The organism is Amycolatopsis vastitatis, from assembly GCF_002234595.1.
Classification (GTDB): Bacteria; Actinomycetota; Actinomycetes; order Mycobacteriales; family Pseudonocardiaceae; genus Amycolatopsis; species Amycolatopsis vastitatis.
In genome coordinates, this window is the sequence record NZ_NMUL01000028.1 from 20,221 (window position 1) to 34,907 (window position 14,687).

The window sequence follows — 14,687 nt, forward strand, 5'->3', positions numbered from 1 at the left end:
CCCGCAAGTGGTGGATTCCGGTTTCGTCGGCGCGGCCGAAGAAACCGGTACACCTGAGGCGCGCCTGCGTTTCAGCGAGCCGTGTGCGCAGGAGCGGTGTGCCCATTGGAAAGACCGGGCCTGCTCGCTCGCCGGAGCGGTGGCCGCCCTTCCCGAGGGCGGGGACCGGACGCAGGGTCTTCCCCGGTGCGGGATCCGGCGAAGCTGCGTTTGGTTCGCGCAGGAAGGTCCGGCAGCGTGCCGCGTGTGTCCGCTGATCGTGCACACGACCCGGGAAAGCCCGGTGTAGCCGGACCGGGCCGCGAAAGGCGGTGGCTCAGGGAGCGTCGGGCCGGGACAACAACTCCCGCAGCGTCGCCAGCAGCTCACGCCGATCAGCCGCGCCCAGCTTTCCTCGGATCCGGGCCATGTGGTGCTCCACCGTCTTGCCCGAAATGAACAGCTTGCTGCCCGCCTGCTTGTACGTCAGCCCCTCGACGACGAGCCTGGCCACCTCGAGCTCCCGTTCGCTCAACGCCGCCAATCCCGTCCCGCCCGCCGGTTCCGCCGACGCCCCGGGTTCGCGGCGGGCCGCCGTTCCCTGGAACTGGCGGGCCGCTTCCAGGAGCTGGACCATCGCTTTGCGATCCGACGTCCGGATCGCCGCCTGGCCGGCCAGGCGGGCCGCGTCCCAGCGGAGGCCCAGCTCGTGCAGCTCCGCTGCCGCCGCCGAAATCACCGCCGGGTCGAATGTTCCGCTCAGGACCGCCAGCCAGCTCTGGGCCGCCGTGGCCAGTGCGTGCGGGTGGCGGCCGCAGTGGGCGTGCTGCGTCAACGTCGCCAGGTGCGCCTTGGCCGCTTCCGCGTCCTCCAGCGTGATCGCCGCGTGGAGCTCGTGCCAGACCAGCGACACCGTCCACAATGGAGGCTCGCCGAGGCGGGACAGGAGGCCGTGGGCGCGTTCGAGCTGGCCGGACAGCTTGGCGAACGCGCCGGTGCGGGCCGCGGCGATCGCCAGCTCGCCCAGGGGCAGCAGCGTGAACAGGTCCGTCTGCTGCCGCATCGACGCCTGGTACGCGCGGTTCCACGACCGCTGCAGCCCGACCAGGTCGCTCGCCCGCCGGGCCAGGCCCAGCTCCAGCGTCGCGAAGAACAGCTCGTCGCGGGCTTCCAACGTCAGACCCGCCACGGCGTCGCGGTGTTCCGCCGCCGTCGCGAGGTCGCCCGCCGTCATCGCCACCCAGCCCAGGAGCAGGCGGTGCCGGGCCGCCAGGAGGTCTCCGCCGATCCGGCCGTCCAACGCCCGGGCCAGCACGGACTCCGCCAGCGCCAGTTCCCCGGTGTGCAGGGCGGCGAGCGCGGCCAGCGCGGCCGGGCTGTCCGGCAGCAGCGTGCCGCCCAGCGCCGGCTCCAGCATCGCCGCCGCGCCGAGGAGCGTCGACAACGTCTCCGTCGCGCAGCCGGACACCGAATCCACGATGCCGCGGGCCATCCGGGCCGCCGCGCCCGCGAACAACGTCGGCGCGACGCCGGGCGTGGGGGAGTCCAGGAGACGCCGGGCGCCTTCGAGGTCACCCGTGCCGACCAGCGCCGTCGCCGAGAACGCGTCCGTGCGGCCCGCCCAGTGGTACAGCTCGGCGCTGCGGGCCAGTTCGCCGCGGTGCGCCAGGACCGTCGCGGCGATTTCCGCCCCCGCCGCACGGGTTTCCGCGTCGGCCGCGCCGAGCATCCCGTCGCCGAGCTGCAGCGCGGTGTCGAGGTCGCCGGACAACGCCGCCGCGCGAGCCCAGCCCGCCGTGACGGCGGGGGAGCGGTCGCCTGCTTCGGCGGCGGCTTCGAACAGCCGGGTCGCGAGCCGCGCGTCGGTCGGCAGCGCTTCGCCCGCGGCCGCGGCGAACGCGGCCGCCGCGGACGCGCCGGAACTGCCCGTGCCGAGCAGCGAGCACGCCAGGTCGAGCACCGGGAGCCCGTTCGCCAGCTGCAGCTCGACCAGCCGCTGAACGGTGGTCAGCCGGCGGGCGGGCGGCCCGAAGTCGCGGACGGCCGCGGCCGCCAGGGGCAGCAGCGTGTCGTCGGGGGCCAGCAGGCCGGTCGCGCGGGCGCCGTCGACGATGCCGGGCAGCTGGTCGGCGTCGCGGTCCAGCAACGCGCACAACAGGTCCAGGTTGCGCCCCGCCCCGGCTTCGGCCGCGATCAGGTAGCGCAGCACGTCGTCGTCGAGCTCGTCGAGCTCCGGCCGGAACTCCTCCAGCCGCCCGAGCAGCGCACGCTCGGCCAGCCGCGGCACGCCGCCGCTGCGGGCGTGCAGTTCGGCCGCGGCCACCGGGTCGGCGGGCGAACCCGTCGCCGCGGACATCAGCTGCGCGATGTCTTCGACGCCGAGCGGGCCGAGCTGCAGCAGCGTCCAGCCGGGTGCCACCGCGGCCGGCCGGTGCGCGACGACGATCGGCCCGTCCGCGCCGGTGAGCAGTTCCGCCAGCTGGTCGGGGGCGAGCCGGTCGGCGTCGTCGACGAGCACGGCGTTGACGCCCGCGTCCCGGTAGCAGCGGTCGAGCGCGGCGAGCAGCACGCTCTTGCCGTACCCGCCGGGGGCGACGACGGCGAGCCGCAGCGGCGCGGCCGGTTCGGCGGCGACGCGGTCGAGCAGCCGCCGCGCCGCCGGGTGCACGGGAATGGTGCGAAGCGGGGGGACCTGCGTGAGCAGCGTGTTCAACAGTGACCTTCACCGGAGGGGGCGCAGTGGCTCGGGGCGGGGGTGGGGGGAGCGGGGGGACCCGCGTTGGCTTCACGGGCGGTGAGGGTGATCGCGCCGGCCGAGACGGCCGCGGCGAGCACCAGGATCGCGGCGGCGAGGGGGCGCCGGCGCCGGAACAGGTTCAGCGGGCTGCTGCGCTCGGGCAGTTCGAACGGCGTGATCTCGACCGGCGGCCGGGGCGGCCGCTCGCCGAGCTCACCGAGCGTGTCCACCTGGGGGAGCAGGGTGGTTTCGACGGCGGGAGGCTCCTGCGGCGTCCCCCGGCCGTCGGCACGCAGCGCCGCGAGGGCGGCCGCGCCGAGCGCGGCGGTCGCCGGCGGAACCGGTCCCGCGAACACCGGGCACGGCGGCCGGGCCGGCAGCGCGTGCGGGGGGACGTCGCCGCAGAAGACCACTCCGGCGAGCCCCTTGGGTGACGTCGAGGCCGCACCGGCGAGGGCGAACAGGGTGCTGAGCGCGGCCGCCGGGGCCACCCCCTCGGCACTCGCGCCGGGTTGCCAGCCACTCGCGCCGGACGCCGTCGCCAGCGTGACGTTCACGCCGTCGGCGCCGAACTCGCACACCCCGGCGACCTGGGCGCCGGGACCGGGGACGGGCAGGTGCGCGTCCAGCGCGGCGATCGAGCCGGGGACCAGCGTGACGGCGGTGAACCCGGTGTCGGCCAGCGCCCGCCGCAGCACGTCACGGCGGTAGGTGCCCCAGTCGCCGGGGTGGGTGAGCACGAGGTGGTCCGGGGCGCCGCCGAAGAGGTTCGCGGCGTGCTCGGCGATGCCTTCGACGAGCACGGCGGTGAGCGTTTCGGGCGGGAACGGCTCTCCCTCGACGAGCATCGGCACGTCGTCGCCGATCCGCCGGTGGAAGCCGGTGAGCAGCCGGGACGGGACTTCGGCGCCCGCCTGCGCGGCCGCGTCCCCGGTGAGCAGGTACCCCTCGTCGTCGAGGAACAGCGCGGACGCCGCGGCGGGGGATCGCTCACCCAGCCAGAGGGGTTCGGGTTCGCCCCAGCCGGGGCCTTGACGGCGGCAGGTGGCGGCGTGGGTCCGTCCCTGTGCCACGTCGATCCCGAGGACGTAGGGCAACGGTGCTTCCTCCTCACCTCGCAGGGCCGAACAGGGGCAGGGAATCCCCCTAGGGCTCGGGGCATCCTCACCCAAACGGGTTAGTCAGGCAAGGGTCTGGAGGGATTTAACCCAACTGAGCGCGTCTCGGATGACCCCCTAACTCCCTAACGATGACATATCGATCCCCTATCGGCTGACCGGACTGCGACTCGGAGTGATCCCCGATGTGCGCTGGGGGACCGGCTCCCTACCTTGAATCCGGAGCACCGGTCCCTGCGGCCGATGCTGTCCCCCGAACCACCGGATCTGGAGAAACCCCATGGACTCCGTGCAGACGTTGCACGACTTCGCCCTCAACCTGCTCAACGACCCGACCGCGCTGGCGGCCTTCGGGACGGACCCGCAGGGCGTCCTCGCCGCCGCCGGTCTCGGCGATGTCAGCGCCGCCGACGTGCACGAGGTCATCCCGCTGGTGCTCGACTTCGTGCCGGTCGACAGCCTCCCGGCCGTGGGCGGCCTCCCCGCCGTCGGCGACCTCTCCTCGGTCGGGACCGACGCCGTGGGCATCCAGGGTGCGATCGACCAGCTCACCGCCCTCACCGCGGGCCTCGGCCTGCCCGCCACCTCGGCCCTGCCGGGTGTCGGCGAGCTGGGCACGGGCGAGCTGCCTGTCGTCGGCGACCTCGGCCTGCCGGCCGTCCCGGCCGTCGGCGCGCTCCCGGTCGTGAACGACCTCACCAACACCGCCGCCGGCGTGACCGCGCTGGCCGGCGACCCGACCGGCGCCTTCGGTGCCGCGGGTGACCTCGGCTCGAGCCTGGACGCGGTCCAGGTCGCCGGCAACCTCGTGTACTCGGTCACCGACGTCGACCACAGCGCCGCCGTCGGCGCGCTCGGCCAGGTCAGCGGCCTCGGCGAGAGCGTGCTGGGCAACGTCTCCAACAACGCGACCGCCCCGGTCTACGAAGCCACCTCGCACGTCGGCGACGTCAGCGGTGACCTGACCCACACCGTCAACTCGGTCGTGGGCAACGTCGGCGACTTCTCCGGCATCCTCAAGGGCGCCGGCGACCTCGACGTCAAGCACGTCACCGGCGAGGTCACGAACACCGTCCACGGCCTCGGCGACGTCACCAGCACGGTGACCTCCGCCACCGGCATCAACGTGGACCACAACGTCGCGGGCCAGGTCGGCGACCTCGTCAGCGGCAACGGCTCGGCCGTCCACGACGTGGTCTCGGACGTCGCCAGCGTCGGCCACAACGCGCTGGGCAACTTGCACATCGGTGACATCGCGTCGAACAACGACATCCACATCGGGCACTGATCCCCGAACCGGTCACCGGTGCCCGTCCCGCGGTCTGGGTGCGACCGCGGGACGGGCACCCGGTGTGCGTACGGGGAGTGAACCGGGGAAACTCCTTGCCTGTGAACGCCCCTGCTTGGCTCGAAGTGCTCAACGAGACCCTGGACGCGTGCCGGACGCACGGCCGCGCCGATCTCGCCGAGCGCCTGCGCAGACGCCGGGACGCCCCCGCCGGGCAGACCCGGCTCGGCGTGCTCGGCTTCCCCAAACAGGGCAAGGGATACCTGCTCAACGCCGTGCTGAACGCGCCGGTGTGCGCGGTCGGCGACGCCGCGACCCCCGCCGTCCCCACGGAAATCACCTACGCGCCCGAACCCGCCGCGACCCTGGTCGGCCGGTCCCGCGAACGGATCCCCGTCGCGGTCGAACGGCTCACCGGCGAGCTCGGCGCCCGTCCCGCCGGGACGCTCAGCCGCGTCGAAGTCGGCGTGCCGCGCGAACTCCTCTCGGCCGGTCTCGTCCTGGTCGACACCCCGCCGGTCGGTGACCCGCGGTCACCGCGGACCGCCGCCGCGCTCGACTTCCTCGCCGAAGCGGACGCCGTGATCCTCGTCTCGGACGCGACCGCGCCGCTGAGCGCCGCCGAACTCGCGCTCGCGCGGCATGTGCGTACTTGGTGCCCGCATGTCGTGTTGGCGCTCACGAAGATCGACGCCTGCCCCGGGTGGCGAGCGGTCGCCGAACGCGACCGCGGGATGCTCGCCGAAGCGGGGGTCGACGCGCCGGTCCTGCCGGTTTCGGCCGTCGTGCGCCAAGCCGCCGCGAAGACCGGTGACGCGGATCTCAACGCCCGCTCGGGCTTTCCCGAGCTGCTGGGCTGGATCGCCGAGCAGGCCGCGCGCCCGCCCGAGCAGTCCCGCGCGCTGCTCGCCGCGGTAGGGGTGCGCGCCGCCGCCGCCGAACTGGTCGAGTCGCTGCGCGACCGCATCGACGCCGCCGGCCAAGACGCCGGGCTCGGCCAGGCCGCGCTGCTGCAGCGGGCGCAGCGCCGCGCCGACGACCTGCGGCGGCAGAACGCCCGCTGGCAGAACCTGCTTTCCGACGAGATCACCGACCTGCTGTCCGACGCCGAATACGACCTGCGCGAGCGGACCCGCAAGATCGTCAACACCATCGACCGGACCTTCGACGAGGGCGACCCGGCGAAGGTGTGGGACGAGTTCGCGCCGTGGCTGGACAACGCGCTGGCCGAAGCCGTCGACACCAACTACACGTGGATGGCCGACCGGGCGGAGTGGATCGCCCAGGCGGTCGCCGCGTGCTTCGGCGCCCAGTACGACCGCGCGCTGCCCGACCTGCGGCTCGACGGCTCGGGGGTGGAGGAGCTCGACGAAGTCCTGCGGCCGAAGATCGAGAAGTTCAAGATCGGCCACCAGGCGTTCACCGGGCTGCGCGGGTCGTACGGCGGTGTGCTGATGTTCGGCCTGGTCACCAGCCTGGCCGGGCTGCCGCTGATCAACCCGGTCTCGCTCGGCGCCGGCGCGGCGTTCGCGGCGAAGACGATCAAGGACGAGGGCGGGATGCGGCTGCAGCGCCGCCAGGCCGTCGCCAAGCAGGCGGCGCAGCGGCACGTCGACGACGTCTTCCTGCGGTTCGGCAAGGAATCCCGCGACGCGATCCGCGTCGTGCAGCGGCGGCTGCGCGACCACTTCACCGGCCTGGCCGAGGAACTCGCCGACGAGCTGACGCGGGAACGCGAGACGATCCTGGCCGGCACCGCCGAGCGGGAGCGGCGGACCGTCCACATCAGACGCGAGATCGACCGGCTCGCCGGGTTGCACCAGCGCGCGGGCGAACTCGGCACGATCGCCGGACGGCAGCAGCGGCGGGAGCTCTCGGCGTGACCCAGGACGTCCGCGACCTGCTGCACGCCGCGGCCGGGCTCTACCGGGACGACCCGCGTGCTTCGGCGCTCCTGCACGACTGCCTGAACCGGCTGGAGCAGCCGATGCGCGTCGCGTTCACCGGCGCCCCGGCGGCGGGGAAGACGACACTCGCCGCCGCGCTGGGCGAATGGCCGACGCGTGCGCTGCGCGACCTCGTGCTGCTGGACGACCCCGGCCCGGGCGACGACGTCCCGGACGCGACGGTCCGGCTGGTCCGCCACCTCGAACCGGACGAGCTCGCGGCGGCGCACCCGCCGGGCGGCTCGGCGTTCGCGCGGCAGAGCGCGGTCAACTCGGTCCTGGTGCTGTCACGGGCCGACGAGGTCGGCGCGGGCCGGATCGACGCGTTGCTGACCGCGAAGCAGCTGGCGCGCCGCGCGTGGCGGGAAGACCCGCTGTGCACGGGATTCCTGGGCGTCATCGCCGTCGCCGGGCAGCTGGCGTACGGCGGCCGGTCGTTGCGTGACGACGAGTTCGACCTGCTGGCGGCGTTCGCCGCGGTGCCGCGCGAAGAGCTGGAACGGCACGTGCTGTCGGTGGACTCGTTCACCGATCCGGCGTTCCCCGGCCCGATCCCGGTCGAGACGCGGCGGTCGCTGGTGGTGCGGTTCGGGATGTTCGGCGTCCGGCTGGCGCTCACGCTGATCCGCACCGGCTGCGACGACCGCGTCAAGCTCTCGGCGGAACTGGTGCGCCGCAGCGGTCTCGGCGAGCTGCGGGACACCCTGGCCGGGTGTTTCGTGGCGCGGTCCGAGGCGCTGAAGGCGCGGACGGCGGTCATCCGGCTGGAAACGCTGCTGGCGGCCCAGCCCCGCCCGGGTGGCGACCGCCTGGTGTCCCGGGTGGAACGGTTCGCCGCGGCCGCGCACGACTTCCGCGAACTGCGCCTGATCGCCGACATCCGCGGCGGCCGGACGGCGTTGTCCGGCGAGCCCGCGGAGGAGGCGGTCCGGTTGCTGGGCGCCCAGGGCACGGCCCCGGCGGACCGCCTGGGGCTCGAACCGGACGCGGACCCGGACGAGATCTACGACGCGGGTCTCGACGCGTTGCGGCGCTGGCGGCACGAAGCGGAGCGACCCGACCGCCCGCACGCGGAACGCGCGGCGGCGCACGTGGTGGTGCGCTCGGCCGAGGGACTGCTCTCGCTGTTCGCCTAGAGGACGGCGGTCACCTCGACCTCGACCAGGTGCTCCGGGACGTCCAGCGCCGCGACGCCGATGAGCGTGGCGGGCGGCTTCGCCGTGGTCCCGAGCTTGGCGCTGCCGCGGGCGATGCCGTCGAGCAGGGCGGGCATCTTGTCCGGTGTCCAGTCGACGGCGTAGATGGTCAGTTTCGCCACGTCGTCGAACGATCCGCCGGCTGCGCCCAGCGCGGCGCCGACGTTGACGTAGGCCTGCTCGACCTGGGCGGCGAGGTCGCCTTCGGTCTCCCAGGCGACCTGCCCGGCGACGAAGACGAGCTTCGTCCCCTCGGCGACGGCGACCTGGTGGTAGACGTCGATCTCGGGCAGTTCCGGCGGGTTCACCATGGTGACGGTCATCTTTTCCTCCGTGCTCTCTTGTGGTTACTCAGGAACCATAGGAGAGTGTGGGAAGATGCGGAAGAAGGCACTTTTCGGTGACGGGGGAACCAGATGGTGACCAAGCAGGACACGGACCTCGCCCGCGCGGATTCCCTGGCGCGCGAGATCTTCTCGGACGTCGCCAACAAGTGGGCGTTCCTGATCATCGAGACCCTCGGCGACCGCACCCTGCGGTTCAGCCAGCTGCGGAACGAGGTCGACGGCATCAGCCACAAGATGCTGACGCAGAACCTGCGCATGCTGGAGCGCAACGGGCTGATCGAGCGCGAGGTGTACCCGACCGTCCCGCCGCGCGTCGAATACACCCTCACCGAGCCCGGCCAGGGCCTGCGCGCGACGGTCGACAGCATGTGCGGCTGGACCCGGCGATTCATCGAGGACATCGAAGCCGCCCGGCGCAGCTTCGACGGCTGACGGGGTGAGGAAAGCACCGATCGGCGGGCCGGTGTGCCACCGGGTGTCCGGTATTGACGGCTGCCGGGCCGCGGCGCACCATAGAGCGGTCTATGGTCCAGCGCCGGCCCGAAGGGGACTCCCATGCCCGAAGACGTTCGCCCCAGGGCCCGGCTGTTCGGTGACCTCCTGGCGCACTGGGCAGCCGAACGCCCGGCGGGCACCGCGCTGATCTTCGGCGACCGGGCGTGGACGTGGGCGGAGTTCGACGAGCGGGTCCGCCGCCTTTCGGGTGCGCTCGCGGCCGCCGGGATCACCCGGGGCGACCGCGTCGCGTTCGTCGACAAGAACCACCCCTCCTGCCTGGAGACGACCTTCGCGGCGGCCGGGATCGGCGCCGCGAACGCCGTCGTCAACTGGCGGCTCTCCGGCGACGAACTGGCGTACGTGCTGAAGGACGCGGGCGCGAAGATCGTCTTCGCCGGCGCCGAGTTCGTCCCCGCGCTCGCCGCGATCCGCGACCGGCTGCCCGCGGTGGAACGCGTGGTCGTCGTCGGCGGGGACGCCGACGAGTACGAGTCCTTCCTGGACTCCGCCGCGCCGCACGCCGGGACCGACGTCGACGAGGACGACGGCGTGCTGGTCATGTACACCAGCGGCACCACCGGCTTCCCGAAGGGCGCGGTGCTGACCCACCGCAGCGTCCTCGCGCACGGCCTGGCCGCCGGGACCGCGTTCCCGATCGGCCCCGGCGACGTCAACCTGGTCGCGATGCCGCTGTTCCACGTCGGCGGCAGCTGTTACGCGGTTTCCGGCTTCCTCTACGGCGAACCGTCCTACCTGACCCGCGAACCGGACGCGGCGTCGCTGTTCGCGGCGCTGCGGGCCGGGATCACGCACGCCTTCCTCGTGCCCGCCGTCGTCGCCGGGATCGCGCAGGCCGGTGAGGCCGCGCTCACGGCGTTCTCCAAGCTGAAGTACCTCTGTTACGGCGCTTCGCCGATGCCTCTTCCGTTGCTGCGCACGGTGCTCGCCGCCTGGCCGGACGTCAAGTTCGCCCAGGTCTACGGCATGACCGAGCTGTCCGGTGCGGTCACCGCGCTGGACCCGGAGGCGCACCGGGACGCCGCGCACCCGGAGCGGCTGGCCTCGGCGGGCACCGCACTGTCCGGAGTGGACATCCGGATCGTCGACCCGGTCACCGGGGAGGACACCGAGGTCGGCGAGGTGTGGGTGCGCACCGAGCAGCGGATGGCGGGCTACCTCGGCAGGCCCGAGGCGACCGCGGAGACCATCGTGGACGGCTGGGTCCGCACCGGCGACATCGGGCGCCTCGACGACGGCGGGTTCCTGTTCCTCGAAGACCGCGTCAAGGACATGATCATCACCGGCGGCGAGAACGTCTACTCGCCGGAGGTCGAACGCGTGGTGGCCGAGTTCCCCGGCGTTGCCGAGGTGGCCGTGATCGGCATCCCGGACGAGAAGTGGGGCGAGCAGGTCAAGGCCGTCGTCGCCGGAGACCAGCTCGACGCCGACAAGATCGTGGAGTTCTGCCGCGAGCGGCTGGCCCACTACAAGTGCCCGCGCAGTGTCGACGTCGTGGATGCGTTGCCGCGCAACGCGACCGGCAAGATCCTCAAGCGTTCGCTGCGCGAGCCGTACTGGCGGGACCGGGACCGGAACGTCTGATGCCGGTGGTCACGCGGCGGGCGTACTTCGAGGCCGCGCTGGACGTGCTGGCGGAGCGCGGGTTCGCCGAGCTGAACGTCGGCGCGCTGTGCCGTCACCTCGGCGTCACGAGCGGCTCGTTCTACCACCACTTCGGCGGCTGGCCGGGGTTCGTGGCGCAGCTGCTGGACCACTGGGAGCAACGCCAGGTGCGCATCCTGCGCGAGCGCGAGTTCGGCACCGGCGGACCGGCGGCCGACTTCGCCGCGCTGATGGACCTCACGCTGGGGTTGCCCCACGAGGCCGAGGCCGCCATCCGGGCGTGGGCGAGGAACGACGAAACCGTGCGCGCGGCGCAGAAGCGGGTCGACGACGCCCGGCTGCGGACGGTCCGCAAGGCGGTCGAAGGCATCGTCGGCGACCGCGCGCTGGCCGGGACGCTGACCTCACTCGGGATGGCTATGCTGGTGGGCCACCAGCAACTCGCGTCGGCGGGGGAGCACGACGAGCTGACGGCGCTGCTCGCGGAGTACACCCGGCTGGTGCATTCCCGGGCGGGCGGCCGGTAGCCGGAGGGAGGGACGTCGATGGGGCCTGGCGCGGATAGTGGGATCGCCCTGCTGGTGTTCGGGGCACTTGGCGTGACGACGATGGTCGTCTTGTACCGGTGGCGGGAGAAGTCCGGCGGTCTCGGCCGGGTCCCGCCGCCTGACCCGGCCGACGCACACCAGCGGGTCACGCTGCGGGATGAGGACTACGACCTCGTCCTGCGGGGCACGGCCTCGGTGAACGGCGTCACCGTGACAGGGGGCCGCTCGAGGTTGCTGGTCACCCGCGACCAAGCCGAGCTGCGCGCCTTCTTCGCCCTTGAGCCGATCCGGTTCAGTCGCGCCGAGGTGACCGGCCTGCTTTGGGTGCCTGGCCCGTTCGGTGGCCGCAAGCTCAAGTTCCGGACCGCGTCGGGCCGGTTGGACAACGTGACCTTCTGGCCCCGGCGCAACGCCGAGGAACAGCTGGCCGAGCTCGGCTGGTACTAGGGCCGGTATCGAGTCGGTCAGGGCCTCAGGCGTTGCCGAGCACCCGGGTCACGGTGATCTCGATGACGACCCGCTGCGGGTTCGGCTTGGGTTGCCGGTAGCGGGCGGCGTACCGGTTTTCGGCGTCGCGCACCGAGTCCGGGTCGTCGCGCAGCACCGCGCGTCCCTCCAAAGTGGACCAGCGGGGGCCGTCGAGCTGGCAGACCGCGACCGGGATCCCCTCGGCGCCCGCGGCGCGCACGAGCCGGGCCTTGACCGACGGGGCGAACGTGATCACCCGGGCGAGGCCCGCGTCGAAGTCGACGGTGACGCCGACCGCGACGACGTGCGGGGTGCCGTCCGGCCGGACGGTGGTCAGCGTGGCCAGGTGGCGCTCGGTCCAGAACGCGCGGAAGTCCGGCCCGCGGCCGTCGAGGTCGATCTTCATGCTGCCCACGCTAGTCCGTCCGGGGGCCCGGACGGCGGGAGGACCCACGCACAGTGCTAGTAAGGAAGTCCCTCGCGCGGTGGTGGTTTCGCAGGAGTTTGCTCTGAGTGCACCCTGGGAGAGACGTTCACGCTCGCTCTCGCCACGTCTGACTGCACCCGTCCTGGACGCAGGTTCGCAAAACAAGGGTTGGATCGTCGGTGGAGGCCAAGCTGTGGAAGCCTCGATGCCCGGCAGGGCAGTCACACGCGGCTGTGCAGTGCCGAGACAAGATCGGTGGGCCCGCTTCCTTTGCGGCCCTGGCCAGCTCGGTGATCCCCGCGGCCACCTTGGTCAGTAGCTTGTCAGACTTAGTGCGATCGACCTTCTCGGCCACTCCGACGCCAGGGCCTGCAATGACCATGATGCCCTCTTTGTACACCGCAGTCAGGCCCGCCAAACTGTATCGCTTGGCGTCCTCGGTGCGTCCCTCGATCATCCACGTCGGTGTGATGCGCCATTGATTCACGATGAACAGGACTTCGTCTCGCTCGTCCTGCTGCTCGTTATCGAGGTCTTGTTGAACCTTGCGGAGCACGTCGAGCCGCGTCTGCTCCTCCTGACGCGTCGCCTTGGCCTTGGCTTCGACCTCGGTGGCACGTTGGTTCTCGGCGCGCAAGATCATGAATACTATTGGAATGCCAATGAGCAGCACCAAGAGAGCCACGCCCAGTACAGGTAATGACAGGCAAAAGGACCCAAGGTCGGGCCAAACGACCTTGGTAACCAGTGCCGCGCGCCGGGATCGACGGGTGGCCGCGTCTGTCGCCTGGCTGGACAAGCTGTGGACGGCGATCTCGACGTGGTCCCCGGACGCGACGGACTACTACGGGCGGGCATCACGATCCAAGTCCTGCTGATCCTGACCGGCAACTACGTGGTCGCGTGCGGAATCGCCGAACATCGGGAAAACGGAATGCGGGGTGGCGGGCGCGTGGGTGAGACTGGGGGCGTGACCGGTCACCCGCGCAGTGTCGAGGAGCTGACCCGCGCCCTCGACGCGGGGAAGCGGTTCAAGTACGTCTTCTTCTGGGGGCACCGGCCACCCCGCGGAGGCGGGGTCGGGGCCGGGTGTTTCAGCCAGTGGTGGCCGTCGCCGTTCGAGGTCGACGAGGTCCGCTTCGCCACGGCCGAGCACTACATGATGTGGCGCAAGGCGAAGCTCTTCGGCGACGAAGAGGTGGCCGCGCGGGTGCTCACCGCGGTGCACCCGAAGCAGGCCAAGGACTTCGGCCGCCGGGTGCGCGGCTTCGACGAGGACACCTGGGTGGCGCACCGCTACGGCATCGTGGTCGACGGCAACGCGGCGAAGTTCGGCCGGAACCCGGAGCTGGGAAGGTATTTGGCGGGCACGGGAAACCGGGTGCTCGTCGAAGCCAGCCCGGTCGACCGGATCTGGGGAATCGGCCTCGCCGCCGATGATCCGCACGCCGGAAAGCCCCGGGCCTGGCGTGGGCTCAACCTGCTCGGCTTCGCCCTCGCGGACGTCCGCGCTCAGCTGGGTTCGCGCAGCGGGAGTCCGGCGGCGCGGTAGATCTCGTCGATCACCGTCATCGTCTCCACCGCGTCCGCCGCCGGCGTCTTGACCGGCTCGCCCTTCAGGACCGCCGCCGCGAACGCGTCCAGCTGGTACGCGTATGACGCCCGGCGCGGGAAGCGCTCGGTCCGGCGAGCGCCCGAAGCCCGGACCGACAGGCGGTGGTAAGCCTGCGGGGCCACCGGGTTCAGCACCGCCAGCGACCCGCGTGAGCCGATCACCTTCGCGCTGATCTTGAGCAGCGAAGACGACCACATCGAACACTCGATCCGGCCCGTGTGGCCGGACGGGTACGCGAGCTCCGCCGTCATCGCTCGGTCGACCCGGGGCGACCGCAGCTTCGCCGAGGCCGAAACGACCGATGGCGTCTCGCCGCCGAAGACGCGGGCCATGTGGACCGCGTAGCAGCCCGCGTCCATCGTCGCGCCGCCCGCCAGGCCGTAGTCGTAGCGGATGTCCGAGAACTTCGGCAGCGGGAAGCACAACGCCGTCTCGACCCGCTGCAGCGTGCCCAGTTCGCCCGACGCCACGATCTCCTCCACCCGCAGCGCCAGTGGGTGGTAGCGGTAGTGGAACGCCTCCATCACCACGCGGTCCGATGCCGCGGCCAGGTCGGCGATCTCCCGCGCCTCGGCCGCGTTGGCCGTGAACGGCTTCTCGCACAGCACGTGCTTGCCCGCCTCGAGTGCGGCCCGGGTCCAGCGTCCGTGGAGGCCGTTCGGCAGCGGGTTGTAGACGGCGTCGAGGTCCGGGTCGGCGAGCAGTGCCTCGTAAGACGAATGCACTCGAGGGATGCCGTGCCTGGTCGCAAACGCTTGCGCACGCTCGGGTGAGCGGGCCGCCACCGCGTCCACCGACACCGAGGGGTTCGAAGAAGCGGGCTTGATCAGGGCGGCGGGGGCGATGCGAGCCGCCCCCAGGACGCCGATCCGCAGGCTCATGCCGCGAAGCTAGCAC

General features: G+C 72.4%; 14 protein-coding genes. 8 read left to right on the forward strand and 6 right to left on the reverse strand.

Annotation, left to right across the window (positions count from 1 at the left end):
- Positions 1-316: 316 nt before the first annotated feature.
- Positions 317-2,692: a helix-turn-helix transcriptional regulator gene (locus CF165_RS26315; protein WP_093950251.1), complete on the reverse strand. Its 2,376-nt coding sequence runs from the start codon at positions 2,690-2,692 to the stop codon at positions 317-319.
- Positions 2,689-3,813, reverse strand: a complete 1,125-nt coding sequence (locus CF165_RS26320) for an Hsp70 family protein (protein ID WP_093950252.1) — start codon at positions 3,811-3,813, stop codon at positions 2,689-2,691. The genes CF165_RS26315 and CF165_RS26320 overlap by 4 nt, the downstream gene beginning before the upstream one ends.
- A 301-nt stretch (positions 3,814-4,114) precedes the next feature.
- Here CF165_RS26320 and CF165_RS26325 point away from each other — a divergent pair, with 301 nt between their 5' ends.
- The 3 genes from CF165_RS26325 (at position 4,115) to CF165_RS26335 (ending at position 8,204) form a co-directional block, all read left to right on the forward strand.
- Complete coding sequence (locus CF165_RS26325; RefSeq protein ID WP_093950253.1) at positions 4,115-5,122, forward strand: IniB N-terminal domain-containing protein; 1,008 nt, start codon at positions 4,115-4,117, stop codon at positions 5,120-5,122.
- A 101-nt stretch (positions 5,123-5,223) separates the two neighbouring features.
- The gene (locus CF165_RS26330; RefSeq protein WP_205660975.1) at positions 5,224-7,005 is read left to right on the forward strand and encodes a P-loop NTPase family protein; all 1,782 of its coding nucleotides are present in this window, start codon (positions 5,224-5,226) and stop codon (positions 7,003-7,005) included.
- Positions 7,002-8,204: a GTPase gene (locus tag CF165_RS26335; protein ID WP_093950255.1), complete on the forward strand. Its 1,203-nt coding sequence runs from the start codon at positions 7,002-7,004 to the stop codon at positions 8,202-8,204. Before CF165_RS26330 ends, CF165_RS26335 begins: the two co-directional genes overlap by 4 nt.
- Here the strand turns inward: CF165_RS26335 and CF165_RS26340 are convergent.
- Positions 8,201-8,587 (reverse strand): RidA family protein, encoded by a 387-nt coding sequence (locus CF165_RS26340; protein WP_093950256.1) that lies wholly within the window; start codon positions 8,585-8,587, stop codon positions 8,201-8,203. The two genes, CF165_RS26335 and CF165_RS26340, sit on opposite strands and share 4 nt — an antisense overlap.
- 93 nt (positions 8,588-8,680) lie before the next feature.
- On the opposite strand from CF165_RS26340, the gene CF165_RS26345 reads away from it, so the two are divergent.
- The 4 genes from CF165_RS26345 to CF165_RS26360 all read left to right on the forward strand — a co-directional run bounded on the left by CF165_RS26345 (position 8,681) and on the right by CF165_RS26360 (position 11,727).
- Positions 8,681-9,043, forward strand: coding sequence for a winged helix-turn-helix transcriptional regulator (locus tag CF165_RS26345; protein ID WP_093950257.1), 363 nt, complete (start codon positions 8,681-8,683; stop codon positions 9,041-9,043).
- 123 nt (positions 9,044-9,166) lie between these two features.
- Entirely contained in the window at positions 9,167-10,711 is a 1,545-nt protein-coding gene (locus tag CF165_RS26350; RefSeq protein WP_093950258.1) for an acyl-CoA synthetase, read from the forward strand.
- On the forward strand, positions 10,711-11,259 hold the full coding sequence (locus tag CF165_RS26355) for a TetR/AcrR family transcriptional regulator (protein WP_093950259.1): 549 nt from the start codon (positions 10,711-10,713) through the stop codon (positions 11,257-11,259). The genes CF165_RS26350 and CF165_RS26355 overlap by 1 nt, the downstream gene beginning before the upstream one ends.
- 18 nt (positions 11,260-11,277) lie before the next feature.
- Complete coding sequence (locus CF165_RS26360) at positions 11,278-11,727, forward strand: hypothetical protein (RefSeq protein WP_093950260.1); 450 nt, start codon at positions 11,278-11,280, stop codon at positions 11,725-11,727.
- A 25-nt stretch (positions 11,728-11,752) separates the two neighbouring features.
- On the opposite strand, the gene CF165_RS26365 is transcribed toward CF165_RS26360, so the two are convergent.
- Together CF165_RS26365 and CF165_RS26370 are read right to left on the reverse strand one after the other, a co-directional pair.
- Positions 11,753-12,154, reverse strand: coding sequence for a PPOX class F420-dependent oxidoreductase (locus CF165_RS26365; protein ID WP_167441574.1), 402 nt, complete (start codon positions 12,152-12,154; stop codon positions 11,753-11,755).
- A 127-nt stretch (positions 12,155-12,281) separates the two neighbouring features.
- Complete coding sequence (locus tag CF165_RS26370; RefSeq protein WP_143268668.1) at positions 12,282-12,818, reverse strand: hypothetical protein; 537 nt, start codon at positions 12,816-12,818, stop codon at positions 12,282-12,284.
- Between the two features lie 291 nt (positions 12,819-13,109).
- Here CF165_RS26370 and ybiA point away from each other — a divergent pair, with 291 nt between their 5' ends.
- Positions 13,110-13,727: a riboflavin biosynthesis intermediates N-glycosidase gene (gene ybiA / locus CF165_RS26375; protein ID WP_093950341.1), complete on the forward strand. Its 618-nt coding sequence runs from the start codon at positions 13,110-13,112 to the stop codon at positions 13,725-13,727.
- Here the strand turns inward: ybiA and CF165_RS26380 are convergent.
- A complete protein-coding gene (locus CF165_RS26380) occupies positions 13,688-14,671 on the reverse strand; it encodes a Gfo/Idh/MocA family protein (protein WP_093950263.1) in 984 nt (327 codons plus the stop codon). The genes ybiA and CF165_RS26380 overlap by 40 nt on opposite strands.
- Between the last annotated feature and the right edge of the window lie 16 nt (positions 14,672-14,687).